The sequence below is a fragment of the Intestinimonas sp. genome (assembly GCF_026169115.1).
Taxonomy (GTDB): Bacteria; Bacillota; Clostridia; order Oscillospirales; family Oscillospiraceae; genus Intestinimonas.
Genome location: NZ_JAPFEA010000148.1, coordinates 1 through 16,004, shown reverse-complemented (window position 1 = coordinate 16,004; position 16,004 = coordinate 1). Strand labels below are relative to the sequence as shown.

Annotated in this window: 15 protein-coding genes; 10 read left to right on the top strand and 5 right to left on the bottom strand. The window is 65.8% G+C overall.

The window, feature by feature from the left end; translation table 11 throughout:
- The 4 genes from Q0Y09_RS12285 to Q0Y09_RS12270 all read left to right on the top strand — a co-directional run.
- Positions 1–1,462 (top strand): hypothetical protein (locus tag Q0Y09_RS12285; protein WP_297722170.1); only part of this gene is annotated, 1,462 nt, incomplete at its 5' end.
- 20 nt (positions 1,463–1,482) lie between these two features.
- Positions 1,483–3,198 carry a hypothetical protein gene (locus Q0Y09_RS12280; protein WP_297722167.1) on the top strand — a complete coding sequence of 572 codons (1,716 nt, stop codon included), beginning with the start codon at positions 1,483–1,485 and terminating at the stop codon, positions 3,196–3,198.
- A 1-nt stretch (position 3,199) separates the two neighbouring features.
- The gene (locus tag Q0Y09_RS12275; RefSeq protein WP_297722164.1) at positions 3,200–4,366 is read left to right on the top strand and encodes a hypothetical protein; all 1,167 of its coding nucleotides are present in this window, start codon (positions 3,200–3,202) and stop codon (positions 4,364–4,366) included.
- 12 nt (positions 4,367–4,378) lie between these two features.
- Positions 4,379–5,170: a hypothetical protein gene (locus Q0Y09_RS12270; protein WP_297722161.1), complete on the top strand. Its 792-nt coding sequence runs from the start codon at positions 4,379–4,381 to the stop codon at positions 5,168–5,170.
- Positions 5,171–5,187: 17 nt separating this feature from the next.
- On the opposite strand, the gene Q0Y09_RS12265 is transcribed toward Q0Y09_RS12270, so the two are convergent.
- Both Q0Y09_RS12265 and Q0Y09_RS12260 read right to left on the bottom strand, forming a co-directional pair.
- On the bottom strand, positions 5,188–6,423 hold the full coding sequence (locus tag Q0Y09_RS12265; RefSeq protein ID WP_297722159.1) for an MFS transporter: 1,236 nt from the start codon (positions 6,421–6,423) through the stop codon (positions 5,188–5,190).
- A gap of 149 nt (positions 6,424–6,572) precedes the next feature.
- Positions 6,573–7,322 (bottom strand): peptidoglycan DD-metalloendopeptidase family protein, encoded by a 750-nt coding sequence (locus Q0Y09_RS12260; protein ID WP_297722157.1) that lies wholly within the window; start codon positions 7,320–7,322, stop codon positions 6,573–6,575.
- A 407-nt stretch (positions 7,323–7,729) separates the two neighbouring features.
- On the opposite strand from Q0Y09_RS12260, the gene Q0Y09_RS12255 reads away from it, so the two are divergent.
- From Q0Y09_RS12255 to Q0Y09_RS12235, 5 genes are read left to right on the top strand one after another with little or no spacing between them, the layout of a single operon-like run.
- On the top strand, positions 7,730–8,338 hold the full coding sequence (locus Q0Y09_RS12255; protein ID WP_297722154.1) for a TetR/AcrR family transcriptional regulator: 609 nt from the start codon (positions 7,730–7,732) through the stop codon (positions 8,336–8,338).
- 40 nt (positions 8,339–8,378) lie between these two features.
- A complete protein-coding gene (locus tag Q0Y09_RS12250) occupies positions 8,379–10,058 on the top strand; it encodes an efflux RND transporter periplasmic adaptor subunit (protein ID WP_297722151.1) in 1,680 nt (559 codons plus the stop codon).
- Positions 10,059–10,062: 4 nt separating this feature from the next.
- Positions 10,063–10,839, top strand: coding sequence for an ABC transporter ATP-binding protein (locus Q0Y09_RS12245; RefSeq protein ID WP_297722148.1), 777 nt, complete (start codon positions 10,063–10,065; stop codon positions 10,837–10,839).
- Complete coding sequence (locus tag Q0Y09_RS12240) at positions 10,836–12,065, top strand: ABC transporter permease (RefSeq protein WP_297722145.1); 1,230 nt, start codon at positions 10,836–10,838, stop codon at positions 12,063–12,065. The genes Q0Y09_RS12245 and Q0Y09_RS12240 overlap by 4 nt, the downstream gene beginning before the upstream one ends.
- Before the next feature lie 28 nt (positions 12,066–12,093).
- Positions 12,094–13,947: an S-layer homology domain-containing protein gene (locus Q0Y09_RS12235; protein WP_297722142.1), complete on the top strand. Its 1,854-nt coding sequence runs from the start codon at positions 12,094–12,096 to the stop codon at positions 13,945–13,947.
- A gap of 93 nt (positions 13,948–14,040) precedes the next feature.
- Here the strand turns inward: Q0Y09_RS12235 and Q0Y09_RS12230 are convergent, their stop codons facing one another.
- The 3 genes from Q0Y09_RS12230 to Q0Y09_RS12220 form a co-directional block, all read right to left on the bottom strand.
- Complete coding sequence (locus tag Q0Y09_RS12230) at positions 14,041–14,913, bottom strand: radical SAM protein (RefSeq protein WP_297722139.1); 873 nt, start codon at positions 14,911–14,913, stop codon at positions 14,041–14,043.
- Entirely contained in the window at positions 14,910–15,128 is a 219-nt protein-coding gene (locus tag Q0Y09_RS12225) for a helix-turn-helix transcriptional regulator (RefSeq protein ID WP_297722136.1), read from the bottom strand. The genes Q0Y09_RS12230 and Q0Y09_RS12225 overlap by 4 nt, the downstream gene beginning before the upstream one ends.
- Positions 15,129–15,232: 104 nt before the next feature.
- Positions 15,233–15,448 carry a helix-turn-helix transcriptional regulator gene (locus Q0Y09_RS12220; RefSeq protein ID WP_297722133.1) on the bottom strand — a complete coding sequence of 72 codons (216 nt, stop codon included), beginning with the start codon at positions 15,446–15,448 and terminating at the stop codon, positions 15,233–15,235.
- 75 nt (positions 15,449–15,523) lie between these two features.
- Between Q0Y09_RS12220 and Q0Y09_RS12215 the strand changes: the two genes are divergently transcribed.
- Entirely contained in the window at positions 15,524–15,703 is a 180-nt protein-coding gene (locus Q0Y09_RS12215) for a hypothetical protein (RefSeq protein WP_297722130.1), read from the top strand.
- Positions 15,704–16,004 lie beyond the last annotated feature (301 nt).

Genomic DNA, 16,004 nt, shown 5'->3' with positions numbered 1-16,004 from the left:
GCTGCGGCCTGCCCCGAAGAAGGGCCGGGCCCTGGCCGCCGCGGCGGCGGTGCTGGCCCTCTGTGCCGGGACCCTGGTGGCCTGCCACACCGCTCCGGCGGAGGAGTCCACCGTCCCCGTGCTGGTGGAGGATGAGATCGCCGAGACCGTCCTCCGCCTGGCCCCCGCCGCCCTGGGGCTGGAGGAGGGGAGCCTCACCCTCTCCGAGCCCTTCTCCGTGACCTCCAACGACACGGAATTCTGGTCCTTCGACCTCTTCCAGGGGGAGGAGACCGTGGCCGAGGTCAGCGCCGACCTGTCCGCTGGCGCGGTGCGCCTCCGCCCCACCGATACCTTCCACCCCACCATCTCCCTGGTGGAGCCCGACCTGCCCGAGGGGGCCCAAGCATTTCTGGAAACCCTCCCCGCCCTGTTGGAGCAGTACAACGCCCTGGGCCCGGAGGGGGACCTCACCTTCTTCTACTTGGGGGACTGTCTCACCGAGGCGTTCGATCCCGTGTGGGGCTTCCGGGCGGCACAGCGGACCGGCAGCGGCTGGATGGTGCTGGACGACTGGTATCAGGACCAGGAGAGCCGCCAGGTATACAATGTGAGCTTCTCGCTGGGCGGCCTGCTGGCCTATGTGCCCGGCACCTTCCGCTTCCCGGATGCCTTCTCCGATCCCGCCGGGCGCTTCTATCCCGAGCTGGACCAATATGCCCTGGCCCAGGCGGGTGGGGCGGACTACACCTACGGCGACATGACCCTGTCCGCCGCCCTCTACTATGCGCCTGAGCGTTCAGAGGGCCGGGGCTTCGACGGTGTGGCCGCCTATCACTGCCCCCTTACCCTGCCCGGTCGGCCCGGCTGGACCGACCCCACCCCCTATGCGGTCTATTTCCATGCCACGGACCAATATACCTATCTGGGCCGTTTTTCCACAGGGGACGTGGAAAACGAAGCCGCCCTCACCCGCCTGGCCGAGGACTATTTCCGCCAGATGGACGAGCCCACCTGGGGCCGCTACCTCCCCACGGTCACAGAGGGAAATTACTTCGACCCGGAAGCGGGCGTCTTCACCAGCGACGCCCTCCACTTCACCTGGGCGCTGCCTGACAGCGACCCTTATGGCACCTCCTCCCTTCTCTTCCGCCCCACCAAAGGAGGCGTAGCCGTCTACCACCGTCTTTCCTATGAAAACTTCGTCTCCCGGCGGGGCGGCGTGGAGCCGGAGGAGATCCTGCCCGGCTCCGGCTGTCTGGTGGAGGTGCTGGCCGGGCCGGAGGACCCATCAACCTCCCTGCCGGAGGGCCGGGAGATCAATATGCTGGGCCGGGGCGACGTTCCCGGCATCCCCGGTGGCAACGGCTGGTATTATCTTCCGGTCACTGACGCCGCCTGGTATCCAAGCTCCCGGTTCTACCCCGATTATCTAGATATCCTGACCTGGATCACCTCCGGGGCCGTTTTCACCCTCTACTAAGGTCGAAAGGAGTGTCCGTCATGAAAGCCCCCCACACCTGGTTTTCCACCGAATTGCGGAGCGGAACACGCCTGGTCAGAGCCCGGCTCCAGGACCTGCTGACCGCCCCCCGGCGGCGGGGGACCCTCCCCGCCCTCCTCACCCTCCTGTGCGTGGCCACCCTGGGCTCCATGGTGGCCTGTGGGCCCGACGCCCCGGCTCCCGGTCCGAAGGAGCCTGCCGCCACCGCCGAGGTCATCCCCACCTCCGTCTCTGACTACGTCAGGGACAGGGCGGGGGAGGACGGCGTGTACCAGTTTTTGTCCTCCGCCGGGTCCTACGATCACATTCTGAAGGAGGGCACCCTGGAGCTCTACCAGGCCCAGCTGGGCACCAGGGACTTTGACCCGGACACCACCACCCTGGCCGGGGGCATGTCCATCGACGAGAACGGTTACCTCTTTGACGGTTGGACCACCCTATTTCTCTTCCAGCACGTTGAGGAGGACTACGTCCCCCTGGCCACCGCCAGCTATGTGGACACCACGGCGGCCCAGGCGGCCGTGGACGCCCTGCTGGCCCACTCCGACCAGTCTCTGGTGGCCGCCGGCCAAAAGCTCCTCTGCCGGACCCTCCTCCAGGAGGCCGACGCCGCCTTCGCCCCCCTCATCGCCGCCGCCACCACCGAAGGAGAGCCATGGGTGGACGACAGCGGGGTGACCCGTCTCCGGCTGGCCGGGTATGAGCAGTGGGACCAGCGGCTCCGGGTGGACGACCAGGTCTTCGGCGGCCTGCTCCACCGGTTTGGCCGGGAGACTGCCACCGCGCTCTTCCAGACCTACGTCTACGTCCCTGACTCCATCTTCCTGGAGCGGGAGGGCAGGCTGTGGGTCCGCTCCGACGCGGCGGAGCTGCTGGACTGGGACTACACTGCCGGCGTGAGTACCCTGGCTGTCACCGAGGCAAGCGATACCCGCTATACCTTCACCCTGGAGGGCACCGACCACGGCCAGCCCTGCACCTGGACCTTCCAGGTCCAGCGGTCCTCTCCCCAGGACAGCGGCTGGACCTTTACGAAATACTACCGGCTGGATGCCCCCTATGCTCCCCCCACCGCCGCCGACGGCAAGCCCCCCGCCCTGGTGGCCGCCGTGGAGGCCGAGATGGGGCGAATGACCGCTCAGCTGGAGGAGACCCCCGGCGTTACCATCACCGACCGGGCCCTCACCGAGCTGGAGGTGGCCGGCGGCACCGGGGACACCCTGGGCGGACTGGTGCGCACCCTGGCTGACGGCTACGTGCTGGATGCCTGGCGCTTCGACTACCGGCTAAAGGCCCAAGACCCCGCCGCTGTGCCCCTCCCCGGAGCCATGTCCGCTGACAGTGGGGGATGGCTCACCGGCTTCTACTCCATGGGTCAGCCTGTACTCCTGGCCCTCCGGGACGACCTGTGGCACTATACCCCTATCGCCATCGTCCCGCTGAGCGACCTGGAGGGGAGTGCCCTTCTCCCCCGCACCGCCCAGGCCATCGCCGACGGGGCGGCGTCCCAGGGCTTTGCCCTCACGGCGGACGCCTGGACCCAGCTGCTGCCCGGCCTGCTCTATACCTCCCGCTCCCTTGCGGAAAGCCCCGATCCGGCGGACTTTACACTCGTCTCTGTGACGCAGGACCGGGTGGACTTCACCTATCAGGGCGAGGGCTTGTCCTATCTCTTCGACGGACAGACCTGGTCCCTGACCGGAGAGGAGGGCTGATATGGACCGCTGTCCCCACACCTGGTTTTCCACCGAATTGCGGGGCGGAACACGTCTGGTCAGAGCCCGGCTCCAGGACCTGCTGACCGCCCCCCGGCGGCGGGGGACCCTCCCCGCCCTGCTCACCCTCCTGTGCGTGGCCACCCTGGGTTCCATGGTGGCCTGCAGGCCCGATGCCCCGACCACGCAGACCCCTCCGCCCTCCCGCTTTGAGGCGGTGGAGCTGGAGACCCTCTGGCAGCAGGATCTGGGGGCCGGCGTTCCCCTTCCCCTTGCGCCGGAGGAGCGGGCGGACTTCGCCGCCCTGCTCCGAACGCGGATGGACGCGGCCTACGCCGTGCTGTGCGACTGTCTGGGCTACACGGCGGCGGCCCAGGCCCAGGGGGACCCCCGCTATGACGACCAGGGCCGGGCCTGGTATCCCTTCCCCAAGTATGGCTCGGTGGCAGAGGTCCGCGCCGCCGTGGACGCTGTCTTCGCCGACGAGCACCGCATGGACGCCTACCTGGACCCGGACGGCGACCCCTGGCTCCGGGACCTGGACGGCGAACTCTGGTGGCTGGAGGACGGCTACATGGACGGCGGCGCCTTCCTGCCCCCGGAGACCTACTGCTTTGACAGCCTTGCCCTCCTGTCCCGGACGGAGGACCGGATGGACTTCGCCCTGGTGGGCCTGGGCAACTATTACGACGCCCCGCTGGAGCACTTCACCCTGGTCCGCGAAGGGGACGCCTGGAAGCTGGAGGACTATGGCGAGCCGGTGGTCTCTCTCACCGCCGACACCCTGACCGGGGGGCTGTGGCTGCACACCATGCTCCTCTGGAACGCGCTGGACCTGGATGCGGCCCTGTCAGAGGCCCGTGTGGAGCGGGTCAACCGCTATACCGACCAGGAGGGGGAGGCCGGGGACCGCTTCCAGATCTACCGCTTCTATCCCGCCTACACCTTGTCCCAGGACCCGGGCGACGCCCTGCCCGACGCTCTCACCACTGACGGTCTCACCTGCCGCCCCTCCGCCGCCCCCTATCTGGTCTTTCTGGAGCGAGAGGGCTCCCTTGTCTGCCTGGGGCGGCTCCCCGGCGATGCGGGGACCCCCGGAAGCGACCTCTTTACCGCACATCGGAACCTGTTGCTGGCCCAGTGGGAGGCCGGCCTTTCCCAGACTTAAAAGGAGCTGCCTATGAACTGCCCTCATACCTGGTTTTCCACCGAATTTCACAGCAAGCCGCGCCTTATAAAGGTCCGGCTCCAGGACCTGCTGACCACCCCCCGGCGGCGGGGGACCCTCCCCGCCCTGCTCACCCTCCTGTGCGTGGTCTCCCTGGGCTCCATGGTGGCCTGCGGGCCCGCCGCCCCGGAGTCTCCCCCGCCGGAGACCTCCCCCCTGCCCACCAATGAGCCGGAACCAGAGTGGCAGGCGGAGGGCGGCTGGGGCCGGGCTGGCCTGCTGACCCTGGGGGAACAGACCTGGCTGATCGTCGACGGGCAGGAGGGCCCTCACCCGGTCACCGCCCTGGACAACCCCGCAGAGCCCTTCCTTGCCCCCTTCACCGACATCCTGGGGACCGACGGCTTCTATCTGGAGGACCGGGTCCCCGGCGGATACACCCGCACCTACTATGACGGCGACGGCACGCCCCTGGCCCTCAGCTTCGGGTTCGCTCCGGAGGAGCACCCCGTGGACCTGGACGGAGATGGGGTCGGGGAGCTGGTGTGCAACGTCACCTATCTGGCCGACGGCGTGGACGACGTCATCGTCTACCGCCGGACAGAGGACGGCATCCAGGAGGCCCACGCCAGCGCCTACCGCGCCTCTGACGGCGCGCCCATCGGCGGCCCGGACTGGTCCGTCTACGACCCGGAGACCAACACTGTGGCCACCTCCCGCCGGTTCCCGGACCGGGAGGAGCGTCAGGTCCGCACAGCGGCGCTGGACCTGAGCGAGCTGGACTTCTACCCCTTCCAGCCCTGAGGTCTGCCTCGGGGGCGTCAGCCCTCGGGGCAGACCCTTTCCTTCTCCCCGTCACAGCGGCGGACCGCCGGCAGGACAAGACAGAGAACGCCGCACAGGGCAGTGAGGCCCCCGGCGAGGACAAACCACCGGACCAGCCCCACCCGCTCGGCGAAAAGGGCGGTGGCGGCCAGACCCACAGGGCCGGCCAGGGTCATGACGGCGGAGGTAAGTCCCAGCACCCGGCCCAGGTAATCCCCCGCCACCTTCTCCTGGATGAGGGCGGTAAACATGCTGTTGAAGAAGGGGGAGGCCAGCCCCATGCCCAGGGCCAGCCCGGTGAAGGCCAGAAAGGCCGCCGGGCTCAGGCCCCCCACCGCCAGCAGGCAACCCCCCATGGCGAAAAGGGCGGCGGTCATGGCGGTCATTTTGTTCCGGGTGCCGCCCCACAGCCCCAGCAGCAGGGAGCCCGCCAGCATGCCCAGGGAGTAGGCCGTCTCTACCACTGAGGCCGACACCGCCGTTCCCCCGAAGTAGTTCATGCACATGAGGGGGAAGAGGGAGGACACCGGCACCACCGCCACCGAGAAGATGCCGCAGATCAGGCACAGCTGCCAAAGCCAGCCCTGGCTGCGCAGCAGGGCGCAGCCCGCCCGGCAGTCGTCCAAAAGCCGGAAGGGACCCTCCCGCCCGGTCCGCAGCGCCGGGAGCCGGGCCAGGAGGAGAAAGCCGATGGCAAAGGCGGCCCCCAAGGCGTCCAGCGCGATGATGAGGGGGAGGGGCACGGCGGCGTAGAGAAGGGCGGCCAGGGCGGGGCTCAGGAGCAGGGAGAGGGTCTGGACTCCCTGGGACCAGCCGGCGCACTGGGAGAGGCGCTCCCTGGGAACGAGGAGTGGGGTCACCGCCTGGAGACAGGGGGCGTGGAAGGCGGAACCCACGCTCCGCAGGGCCAGAACGGCCAGGATGGCGGAGATGGGCAGTTCCCCGGCCAAACGCCACCCTGCCGCCAGGGCCAGAGAGACCAGACCGATGGCCCCGTCGGCCAGGGCCATGATCTTCCTGCGGTCGAAGCGGTCGGCCACCGCCCCGGTGAAGAGGGAGAAGACCCCCTGGGGCAGCAGGGCCGCCATGGCGGCCAGAGAGAGGACGGCAGCCGAGCCGGTCCGGGCGGTCAGGTCCCAGATGAGGGCGTATTGGGAGATGGAGCTGGTCAGGATGGATACGGCCTGACCCAGCCAGAGCACGGCGAACTGCCGCTTCCATGTGACGGTCATGATATGGATTCCTCCTATGGTCCATGCCCGGCGGACCGGGCGGAACGGCGTATTACCGCTCCATCCTATGCCCAAAGTCCTCCACCGGTCCCCAAAGACACAGAAAGCCCCTCCCGGCCAAAGGCCGGGAGGGGCTTCTATATTTGGGTTCAGGACTGCTCCGGCAGGATGCTCAGGGGATCCACGCTCTCCCCGTTTTTCCGCAGCTCCAGGTGGAGGTGGGGGGGCCGGGCGCTCTCGGCGGCGGCGGTGGTGCCCGTGGAACCGATGACCGCGCCTACCTTCACCCCATCCCCCGCCTCCACGGCGGGGACCTCGGCCAGATTGGCGTAGACGCTCTCCAGGCCGTCGGCGTGGGCAATGGTCACCGTGGTGCCCATCAGGGGGTCCTGCTCCACACTGGCCACCGTGCCGTCGGCCACCGCCATCACCTCCGTCCCCACGGGGGCGGAGATGTCCACACCGGAGTGAGTCCGCCAGTCCCCCATGGTCTCGTCATAGGCCAGCACTTCCAGAGACCAGTCGGCCACCACCTGGCCCCGGAGGGGCCAGACGAAGAAGTTGGCCGCCTGGGCGGGGGACGGACTGGGCGCCGGCGTCCGGGCCGGAGCCGGCTCAGCCGACGGCTCCGCAGAGGGCGACGGCGCGGGCTTCGTCACGGCGGGGGGAGGAACAGGAGCCGCCGTCACGGGGGGCTTGACGGCCTCCATTGTGGGCGAGACTGTCACCACCACCTGGGTGGGTACGGATACGGGGGCGTCCGCCCCCTCCGGCTGCAACGAGGAAAAGAGATAATAGCCCGAGATCCCTATGGCGGCGACGCACAGGGAGAGGACTATGTAGAATCCTCTGCCCTCCATAAAGTCGCCGACCCGCTCTAAGATCGGTTTCCGTTTCATCATAGACCTCCAAAAAATAGCGTCAGGAAAGCCCCCGGGGCCCCGTTGGGAGCTTTCAGGACCTAGTTTGGCCCAGGCCCATCCAGTTTATACCTTCCCCCTTCAATTTCTTTCCTCTTGACAGATGGAGCAGCTCCATCTATACTGTATATATCAAATATATACAGTATAGGTAAGCCGTCGGGCGGCAGACGGACAAAACCGACTTTAAGAAAACTTTAATCTTTTCTTTTCCATTCCATATATCTTTTGGTGCTATGCTCAAAGGGAAAGAGGGAGGGGTGAATTCTGGAATTGTAAACGAATTTGAAACAGTACCGCGCAGGGGATTGACAGATGACAGGCGGACATCTATGATAGACGACAGCCTGTCATATACGGGCAGGACATGGAAAGGAGGGGCAGCCTTGCCCACCGAGACCTTCTTCCGTTTGCCGGCGGCCAAACGGGAAACCCTCCTACGCTGCGCCAGGCAGGAGTTCGCCAGGGTCCCATACCCGGACGCCTCCATCAACCGCATCATCCACGCCGCCGGTATCCCCCGGGGCAGCTTCTACATGTACTTTGAAGACAAGTCCGATCTCTTCCACCACCTGGTGGACCAGTTTGTGGACGCCTTCATTCAGACCGTCTGCCGCCTGCTGGTGGAAGCGCAGGGGGACCTCTTTTTGACCTTCCAGCGCCTTTTTGACCATCTCAGGGCGCGGTGTGACGACCACTGCCGGGAGAGTCACGCGGAGGAGATCATCGCCATCCTGCGGAAAAACGTGGGCATGCCCCACACCATGGCCATGGCGCAGAGCTATGGCCAGCGGGTCTTTCCCCGGATCATCCCCCATCTGGACCGTTCTGTTCTGGCCCTGGAGGGGGACGCCGCACTGACAGACGGTCTGCGCATCCTCTTTTCGGTCACCTTCCCGCTGCTCTGCGAAGGCGTGCTCGCGGAAGACCCGGAGCCCGTCCGGACCCAGTATCAAAGCTATCTGACCATCCTCAAGCGCGGCATGCTCCGGTGACGGAGGGCCGCGGACAGTCCATGGAAAAGGAGTCAAACATATGGAAAGTACTGATCTCAAGCAGCCCGCTCCCGGCGCCCCCGTCCAGGAGACCGCCGCGCCGACCAAGCCGGCCAAGGTGCCCGCGCCCCGAAAAAAGCGGAAATGGCTCAAGCCGGTCATCACCCTGGCGGTTTTGGCCGTGGTGATCGTGGTCCTGTTCCGGGCCTGTGCCGGCGGCGGGAATCCCATGACCTCCGGCCTCTATCTACCCAGCCCCGCCACCGTGCAGGAGCTGGTGGTCTCGGTGTCGGGCACCGGCGCCATCGAGCCCATCCACTCCTACAAGGTCACCACCCTGGTCAAGGGCGAGGTGCTGGAGGCCCCCTTCGAGGAGGGCGAGACGATACATAAGGGCGATCTGCTCTTCCGCATCGACTCCACCGACGTGGAGACCTCCATCCAGCAGGCCCAGCTGGCCCTGGAATCCGCCCAGCTGAGCTACCGGCAGCTCCTCAACAACCAGGAGGACAGCCACAAGAATGCCACCGTAAAGGCCGCCGCCTCCGGCGTCATCACCAAGCTCTATGTGGACGAGGGGGACATAGTCTCCGCCGGCTCCCCCATCGCCGACATCCTGGACCGGGACAACATGAAGCTGAAGGTCCCCTTCCATTCTGCCGACGCCGCCGGCTTCTATGTGGGCCAGGCCGCCTCCGTCACCGTGGACGGCACCATGGAGACCCTCCCCGGCGTCATTGACACCATCGCCGCCACCGACTCCGTGGGCCCCGGCGGCACCCTGGTCCGGGACGTGACCATCGTGGTCCGCAACCCCGGCGCCCTCAGCGATTCCTCCAGCGGTGCCGCGACTGTGGACGCCTTCTCCAGCGCCTCCAGCGGCGTCTTTGCCTACGGCGAGAGCAAGCAGGTCGTCGCCAGGACCTCCGGCGAGCTCACCAGCCTCACGGTGAAGGAGGGCGACCGGGTGGCGGAGGACCAGGTCATGGGCAGCTTTGACGAGACCGATATGGAGACCCAGCTGGAGAGCGCCGCCATCCAGATCCGCAACGCCGAGCTCACCCTGAAAAACGCCCAGGACCGGCTGGAGGACTACTCCATCACCTCCACCATCGACGGCACCGTCATCGAAAAGAACTACGACGTGGGGGATACCCTGGACACCTCCACTGCCAGCGCCACCGGCATCGCCTACCCCGCCGTCATCTACGACATGTCCGCCCTCACCTTTGACATCAGCGTCAACGAGCTGGACATCAACAAGATCCAGGTGGGGCAGAAGGTGGAGATCACCGCCGACGCCGTGGAGGGCCAGACCTTCTCCGGCGTGGTGGACAAGGTGAACATCAACGGCACCACTGCCAGCGGCTCCACCAACTACCCCGTCACCGTTCTGGTGGACGGCACCCCGGAGGAGCTCAAGCCCGGCATGAACGTCTCCGCCAAGATCATCGTGGAGGACGCCGGCAGCGTGCTCTGCGTCCCCGTGGAGGCCGTGAGCCGCGGGGCCGACGGCGCCAGCACCGTCCAGGTGGCCGGCCCCGGCGCGCTGGACGACAAGGGCAACCTGACCGACCCCTCCAAGCTGGAGACCCGCACGGTCACCCTGGGCCGCAGCGACGAGAGCTATATCGAGATCCTCTCCGGCCTGGAGGAGGGCGAGGTGGTCTACTTCTATCAGGCCACCGGCTCCAACATGATGGCCGCGATGATGGGGTGACGGCATGGAACACCTCATTGAATTCAATGACGTCTACAAGATCTACCAGATGGGCGAGGAGCGCATCCACGCCCTGGACGGCGTGAGCCTGACGGTGGACAAGGGGGAATTCGTGGCCATCGTGGGCTCCTCCGGCTCCGGTAAATCCACCGCCATGAACATCATCGGCTGCCTGGATGTGCCCACCTCCGGGACCTACCACCTGGGCGGCGTGGACGTGTCCACCATGGACGACGACCAGCAGGCCGAGATCCGCAACAAGATGCTGGGCTTTATCTTCCAGCAGTACAACCTCATCCCCAAGCTCAGCGTGCAGGAAAACGTGGAGCTGCCCCTTCTCTACGCCGGCGTGGGCGCTGAGGAGCGGCATCAGCGGGCCATCCGCTCCCTGGAGCGGGTGGGGCTGGCCGACAAGTGCAGGAACCTGCCCAGCCAGCTCTCCGGCGGCCAGCAGCAGCGGGTGTCCATCGCACGGGCCCTGGCGGGGGACCCCTCAGTCATCCTGGCCGACGAACCCACCGGCGCTCTGGACTCCCGCACTGGCCGGGAGGTCCTGGCCTTCCTCCAGAAGCTCAACGCCGAGGGAGATACCGTGGTCCTCATCACCCACGACAACTCCATCGCCGTCAAGGCCAAGCGCATCGTCCGCCTTCAGGACGGCAGGATCATCTACGACGGCGACGCCCACGACCCCCGGGCGGTGGTCCAGCCCGAGGAGGACACCGACAGCATCGTCGGCTTTGACGACACCCCCTCCCACAGAGAGGAGGCCAGGGCATGAGCTTTACCCAATCCTTCCGCCTGGCCATCAAATCCCTGCTCACCAGCAAGATGCGGGCCCTGCTCACCATGCTGGGTATCATCATCGGCGTGGCCGCCGTCATCATCATCACCAGTCTGGGCAACGGCATGCAGAACTACATGAACGCCCAGTTCGACCAGCTGGGGGCCAACCTCATCCAGGTGCAGATCTGGGGCCTGGGGGGCGGCATGAGCTCCCGCACCATCGAGCCCGACGACATGTACGAGCTGGTGGACAAATACCCCCAGTATCTGGCGGGGGTCAGCCCCTATGTCATGACCCAGGGTCTGGTCCGCCACGGCTCCGACGAGTATAAGCGCACCAGCATCTACGGCGTGAGCGAGTTCTTCTACGACGAGCAGCGCAACCAGGTCCTCAGCGGCTCCAAGCTGGGAGAGGGCCGGTTTTTGAGCTATGTGGATGTGGCCCGCTACCAGAACGTGTGCGTGGTGGGCTCCTACCTGGCCCGGGATGCCTTCGGCGGCGACGCCCTGGGCAAGACCATCACCGTCAACGGCACTCCCTTCACCATCATCGGCGTCATGGCCGAATACGCCGACAGCACCGAGGGCAGCGGCGACGACGTGATCTTCATCCCCTATGGCAACGCCATGCGGCTCAACGGCACCGGCTGGGTGGACCTCTACCTCTTCAACAGCGCCGACAAGGACACCGCCAGTCTGGCCAAGGGCATCATCGAAAGCCGGCTCTACAAGACCTTCCAGACCGACGACGTCTACTACATCATGTCCAGCGCCGAAATGATGGACGCCATGGACTCCATGCTCAACACCCTCATGCTCATCCTCATTCTCATCGCCGCCATCTCCCTGCTGGTGGGCGGCATCGGCATCATGAACATCATGCTGGTGTCTGTCACCGAGCGCACCCGGGAGATCGGCATCCGCAAATCCCTGGGCGCCAAGGGCAAGGACATCCGCAGCCAGTTCATCATCGAGGCCGGCACCACCTCCGCCATCGGCGGCGTCATCGGCATCGTCCTGGGCATCATCATGGCCAACGTGCTCACCAATGTGATCGCCTTTGCCCTGGGCACCGGCAACGACGGCTTCGTGGCCATCCCCACCCTGGGGGGCATCGCCGTGTCCTTCGGCGTATCGGTGGGCGTGGGCATCCTCTTCGGCTACCTGCCCGCCAACAAGGCCGCCCGGCTCAACCCCATCGACGCCCTCCGGTACGACTGATCCATCCGTGATAAAGGAGCGAACAAAGATGAAGAAACGAGTCCTCTCCGCCTTCCTGGCGGCGGCGCTCACCCTGTCCCTGGCCTCTCCCGCCCTGGCCGTCACCAGCCGCGACGACGCGGCCCAGGCCCTGGCCGCCCTGGACATCATGACCGGGGACGGCTCCGGGAACCTGAACCTGGGCGCCCCGGTGACCCGGGCGGAGTTTGTCAAGATGCTCATGGCCGCCTCCCCCGTCAGCGTGGGGGATGTGACCTACGTCTCCCCCTATCCCGACGTGCCCGCCGCCCACTGGGCCGCCCCCTATGTGGAGGCCGCCGTCACCGCCGGCTATGTCACCGGCTACCTGGACGGCACCTTCCGCCCGGCCAACACCATCACCCTGGCCGAGGGCGTGGTCATGGCCCTGCGGCTGCTGGGCTACACCAACGCCGACTTCTCCGGCTCCTTCCCCGCCGGCCAGATGTCCATGTATAAGACCCTGGATCTGGACGAGGGCATCGCCATCGGCCAGAACGAGACCATGAAGCGCCAGGACGCCATGTACCTCTTCTACAACCTGCTCACCGCCCCCACCAAGGCCACCGGTCAGCCCTATCTCTCCTCGGTCCTGGGCCACAGCCTCACCCCCGACGGCAAGGTGGACTCCCTGGCCCTCCTCAACGAGACCATGGACGGCCCCGTGGTGGTGGGAGAGGCCGGCTGGCGGGACAAGATCCCCTTTGACCTCTCCGGGGCCGACGTGACCCGGAACGGCCTGTCCACCACCGCCGACGCTCTGGTGGACAACGACGTGGTCTACTGGTCCGACCATATGAACGCCCTGTGGGTCTACACCAACAAGATCACCGGCCCCATTCAGGCCATCACCCCCACCTCCGCCCCCACATCGGTGACCGTCTCCGGTAAGTCCTACGCCATTGAGACCTCCACTGCCGCCTACGCCCTGAGCGACCTGGGCTCCTTTGAGGTGGGCGACTCGGTGACCCTCCTCCTGGGCCGGGACGGCAGGGTGGTCTCCGCCGTGGCCCCCGGTCAGGCCGCCTCCACCAATGTGTGCGGCGTGGTGGTCTCCAATGTGCCCCAGCAGTACACCGACAAGAACGGCCACGACTACACCGCCGCCTCGGTCACCGTGCTGGCCACCGACGGCAACACCTACACCTACTCCACTGACCGCACCAGCGTCCGCACCGGCACCCTGGTCCAGGTGATCGCCTCCGGCGACGGCGTGGAGGTGAAGAACCTCTCCTCCGCCTCCCTCTCCGGCAAGGTGAGCAGCGACGGCGCCAGACTGGGCGGCCGCTCCTTCGCCGCCGACGTGGAGATCCTGGACACCTACGGCAACCACGGCGTGCGGGTCTACCCCGAGCGTCTGGCCGGCATGGAGATCACCGAGAGCATGGTCCGCTACTACCTGCTGGACGGCAACGGCGACATCCGCCGCCTCATCCTCAAGGACGCCACCGGCGACATGCACACCTACGGCGTCATCACCTCCGTCAGCGAGGTCAACAGCCCCATGACCATGACCACCGCCGGCACCTACGTCTATGATACGGCGGGCACCACCCACACCATCACCGGCAGCACCGTCTACAACGTCAAGACCGGCCCCTTCCTGATGAAGACCGACGGCGGCGAGATCGACCGCTTCCTCAACCTCACCGAGGTCAAGCTCACCGGGCTGGAGGGCACCACCGCCTATGCCGGAAACCGGCAGTACGCGGTCTGGGACGACGCCCTGGTCTACGAGGTGCGGGACAACAAATACTACCCCACCTCCCTGGCCCTGGTCGCCGGCGGGGACTATACCCTCACCGGTTACTACGACAAGGACCAGACCGACGGCGGACGCATCCGGGTCATTCTGGCCAGATAAATATCCACACAGAACAGCAAAAAGTGGACGGAACAGAAGTTCCGTCCACTTTTTTGTGCACGCAGAGAAAAAACTGCCGTTTTCTCCACCGGTTTATACACCGGTGAGGTCGAAAGGGGGGATGTAGGCCGCGTCGGCGGCGCTCCCCTCCTGGGTGAAGCCCTCCAGGCCCAGTGCGGCCATATAGTCCCGGGCGGCCCGGGCCTCGGAGCCCCGCAGCCGCCGGGCGATCTCCGGAAACTCCGCCGCCCGGCCCTGGGGCACATACTGACTCATGAGGGAGAAGAGGACCGTCCCCGCCGGGAACTCCGCCGCGATGAAATCCATCACCCGCTTGGCCTCGGCCAGACGGCCAGGGAGGACCAGGTGCCGGATGACGGTGCCCCGCTTCAAAAGGCCGCCCTCCACCACACAGGGCCCCGTCTGCCGCACCATCTCCCGGATGGCGGCCACCGCCGTCTCCGGGTAGTCCGCCGCCCCGGAGTAACGCTGAGCCAGCTCCGGCGTCAGGTACTTGAGGTCGGGGAGATAGATGTCCACCTTGCCCTCCAGGGCGCGCAGGGTCTCCACCCGGTCATAGCCCCCGGAGTTCCACACCACCGGCACGGGGAGTGGCTCGGCCAGCAGCCGGGCCACCACATGGGCGTAGTGGGTGGGGTTGACCAGGTTGATGTTGTGGGCCCCCTGGCGGATGAGCGCCATACAGATCTCCCGCAGCCGCTCCACCGTCACCGCCCTTCCAAAATCCCGGTGGCTGATCTGGTCGTTCTGGCAAAAAACGCAGTCCAGGCTGCACCCGGAGAAAAAGACGGTGCCGGAGCCATTCTGGCCGGAGATGGGCGGCTCCTCCCACAGGTGGAGGGCGGCCCGGGCCAGCACCGGCGCCGCCGGCATCCGGCAGCGGCCCTTCCCCACCGTCTCGGTGCGCTCCGCCCCGCACCGCCGGGGACACAGATCGCAGATCATCGCTGGTGGACCTCCCGGTCCTCCGTCCGGCCCATGAGCCAGTCGACGGAGACTTGGAAAAAGTCCGCCAAATGCTTCATGCTGTCATAATGCGGCTTTGCATCAGTCTCCAATCTTTGATACGCCCTCACCGTCATGCCGCACTCTTGCGCCACTACTCCCTGAGTCAATTTTCTCTCCTTGCGAAGTTTCCTAATTCTCTCATTAAATACCATATGTGATCCCCCCTTTTCTCTATTGACACCAAGTTTCTGTCGTGCTATAATACACGACAGAAACTTGGTTTTTTAGCCAAACTTCCCATCAGTCAATCTGAAAATCATCGTCTGTGGACCTCCCGGTCCTCCGTCCGGCCCATGAGCCAGTCGACGGAGACTTGGAATGTGTCGGCAATTTTCAGTAGTGTCACATAGCTGGGATATTTTCCCGCCTCCAGGTCCTGATAGGTCCGCCAGGAGATACCTACCCGCTCTGCTGTCTGGGTCTGGGTCAGTCCGTTCTCCTGTCGAAGCAAGCGGAGTTTCTCTGAAAACATCGTACCACTCCTTGACACACAGACTTCTGTGCGCCATAAAGAAATACACAGAGAACTGTGTGTGAGGTGAATTTTATGTCGCTCTTGATGGATGAGCTCTACTATGCCATGATCGGCAGTCCCCACCCGGACCAGTGGCCGGAGTATCTGGAAGATAATCCGGTCCAGGCCCACGGGATGTACTGCTTCCGGGAGGGCGTCCGGCTGGGGCTGCTCCTGGCCGTGGAGTCCTTCTCTCCCGAGGTGGGGGAATAGACCCGCCGTGGTTTGGCGCGCCCCGCAATTACCATGTAGGGGCGCACCTGTGTGTGCGCCCGCCCCCGTTCCCGCGTCGTCCTGAGCGCAGCGAAGGACCCGTCTCCCCCGTCCTTTTCCACAACGGGAAGACTCCCTCAGTCAGCTGCGCTGACAGCTCCCTCAGAGAGGGAGCCAACGGATTCTTCGGCCTTCGGCCTCAGAATGACGAGAAAAATACTTTAGAATGACAGGGGAAAGCCTTCCCCTGGGGGAAGGTGGCATTTGCGGAGCAAATGACGGATGAGGGGAAACCTTACGG

Coding starts and splice junctions, on each gene's coding strand:
- Q0Y09_RS12280 (WP_297722167.1), top strand. CDS start 1,483: ATGAAAGCCCCCCACACCTGGTTTTCCACCGAATTGCGGAGCGGAACA.
- Q0Y09_RS12275 (WP_297722164.1), top strand. CDS start 3,200: ATGGACCGCTGTCCCCACACCTGGTTTTCCACCGAATTGCGGGGCGGA.
- Q0Y09_RS12270 (WP_297722161.1), top strand. CDS start 4,379: ATGAACTGCCCTCATACCTGGTTTTCCACCGAATTTCACAGCAAGCCG.
- Q0Y09_RS12265 (WP_297722159.1), bottom strand. CDS start 6,423: ATGACCGTCACATGGAAGCGGCAGTTCGCCGTGCTCTGGCTGGGTCAG.
- Q0Y09_RS12260 (WP_297722157.1), bottom strand. CDS start 7,322: ATGAAACGGAAACCGATCTTAGAGCGGGTCGGCGACTTTATGGAGGGC.
- Q0Y09_RS12250 (WP_297722151.1), top strand. CDS start 8,379: ATGGAAAGTACTGATCTCAAGCAGCCCGCTCCCGGCGCCCCCGTCCAG.
- Q0Y09_RS12245 (WP_297722148.1), top strand. CDS start 10,063: ATGGAACACCTCATTGAATTCAATGACGTCTACAAGATCTACCAGATG.
- Q0Y09_RS12240 (WP_297722145.1), top strand. CDS start 10,836: ATGAGCTTTACCCAATCCTTCCGCCTGGCCATCAAATCCCTGCTCACC.
- Q0Y09_RS12235 (WP_297722142.1), top strand. CDS start 12,094: ATGAAGAAACGAGTCCTCTCCGCCTTCCTGGCGGCGGCGCTCACCCTG.
- Q0Y09_RS12230 (WP_297722139.1), bottom strand. CDS start 14,913: ATGATCTGCGATCTGTGTCCCCGGCGGTGCGGGGCGGAGCGCACCGAG.
- Q0Y09_RS12225 (WP_297722136.1), bottom strand. CDS start 15,128: ATGGTATTTAATGAGAGAATTAGGAAACTTCGCAAGGAGAGAAAATTG.
- Q0Y09_RS12220 (WP_297722133.1), bottom strand. CDS start 15,448: ATGTTTTCAGAGAAACTCCGCTTGCTTCGACAGGAGAACGGACTGACC.
- Q0Y09_RS12215 (WP_297722130.1), top strand. CDS start 15,524: ATGTCGCTCTTGATGGATGAGCTCTACTATGCCATGATCGGCAGTCCC.